This is a genomic window from Candidatus Erwinia dacicola (assembly GCF_001756855.1).
Taxonomy (GTDB): Bacteria; Pseudomonadota; Gammaproteobacteria; order Enterobacterales; family Enterobacteriaceae; genus Erwinia; species Erwinia dacicola.
Genome location: NZ_MAYS01000594.1, coordinates 1 through 1,779, shown reverse-complemented (window position 1 = coordinate 1,779; position 1,779 = coordinate 1). Strand labels below are relative to the sequence as shown.

Below are 1,779 nucleotides of genomic sequence, written 5' to 3'. Positions count from 1 at the left end.
ACTTTGCACGCCCATACCATTCCTGGGAACGTGGCCTGAATGAGCATACCAACGGTCTGATACGGCGCTTTTACCCCAAGGGAACCGACTTCAGTCAGGTGAGCCATCGCAAGATGGCTGAACTCGAACACATACTCAACACGCGCGGGAGAAAATCACTGGGCTATCGTTCCCCCAACGAGGTATTTTTAACGCACTTACTGGCGGCATAAGCCCCCTCGGTTTTGTTGCGTTTCGAGTGGGAATGGGGCATGTGCTGCTCCTTCAACTAAACAGTGGCATCTAGTTTACCATCGCCAGATCTTTGCAACAGTGCCACCCCTACCGCCTCAAAGACTGCATTTTCGAAACTGGCGAGCTTACCGGCGTTGCTGCTGTGATTGCCGGCGTTAATGCACACAAAATCGTTGAGACAGCGCGCATTATTACATGTAATAATCGGGCGCTTATCTGTTACACATCAAGAGTCCAGCACGTTTTCGTACTCAATTTTTGCGTAAGGCGAAGGATCAATTTTTATGAAGCTGAAAAACACCATTCTGGCCTCAGCTCTTTTGTCGATGACGGCATTGAGCACCCACGCGGCCAAGGAACTGACCCCGGAGAAAGCGGCGGCGTTGAAGCCATTCGACCGCATCACCATCAATGACCGTTTCAATTCCATTGGCGATGCTAACGATGCCGTTTCTAAACGTGCTGATTCAATGGGCGCTGCTTCCTATTATGTGCAGGGCATCAATGATACCAACAGCAACGGCGGTAACTGGAGCGTGACGGCGGACGTTTATCACACCGATGCACCCGAAGCGCCAAAAAATAAAAACAGTATTATTAACGGCGTACGCGAACTGACCAAATCAGAAGCTTACTCTCTTGAGCCTTACGACACCGTCAGCGCCAGCGGTTTCTTCCGCAGCCAGCCTGATGTCAATGATGCCATCACCAAAGCCGCCAAAGAGAAAGGTGCGGCGTCATTCTTTATCGTGCGTCAGATTGATACCAACAGCGGCAGCAATCAGATCATTACTGCCTACGTGTATAAAGCCGATGCGCCGAAGCGCAAAGTTCAGTCGCCTGACCTGATCCCTGCGGATTCTGCTGCCGGTAAAGCTGCGCTGGCGGCCGGTGGCACGGCTGCGAGGCAGGTCGAGATCCCGGGTATGGCTTCTGCTGAAACAGCAAGTAGTAAAGTGGGACGTTTCTTTAAAACGCAAAGCTCAGCCAGTCATCGTTACACCGTAACCACCTCGGACGGTAAAAGCGTGCAGGAAGTGAATGTTATCACCGCCGCACAGATGCAGCCGTATGACAGCATTACCTTTACCGGGCACTTCAGCACCCCGACTGAGATCTCTCAAGAAGTGGGCCGCCGGGCGATTGATAAAAGCGCAAAATACTATCATGTTACCCGTCAATGGTCTAACCAGAGCGGCGGCAACCTGACCGTCTCGGCTGACCTGTTCAAATAAGTTTTGCTGGGCACTGTTGCAAAGATCTGGCGATGGTAAACTGATGCCACTGTTTAGTTGAAGGAGCAGCACATGAACCCATTTAAAGGTCGACATTTTGAGCGTTATATTATCCTGTGGGCCGTCTGCTGGTACTGCAAATATGGCATCAGTTATCGTGAGCTGCAGGAGATGCTGGCTGAGCGAGGGGTAAAATATCGATCACACCACGATTTATCGATGGGTTCAGCGTTCTGCACCTGAGATGGAAAAGCGGCGGCGCTGGTACTGGCGTCAACCTTCCGGTTTTGGCTCATGGCATCTCGATGAA

2 protein-coding genes and 1 pseudogene are annotated in these 1,779 nt (G+C 51.5%); all 3 read left to right on the top strand.

The window, feature by feature from the left end; genetic code table 11:
• The coding region (locus BBW68_RS17270) for an IS30 family transposase (RefSeq protein ID WP_148127523.1) at positions 1-212 on the top strand (212 nt) is incomplete at its 5' end.
• A 306-nt stretch (positions 213-518) separates the two neighbouring features.
• On the top strand, positions 519-1,469 hold the full coding sequence (ydgH, locus tag BBW68_RS14685; RefSeq protein ID WP_070135914.1) for a DUF1471 family protein YdgH: 951 nt from the start codon (positions 519-521) through the stop codon (positions 1,467-1,469).
• Positions 1,470-1,541: 72 nt separating this feature from the next.
• Positions 1,542-1,779: pseudogene (locus BBW68_RS14680) on the top strand (IS6 family transposase); the annotation flags it as partial.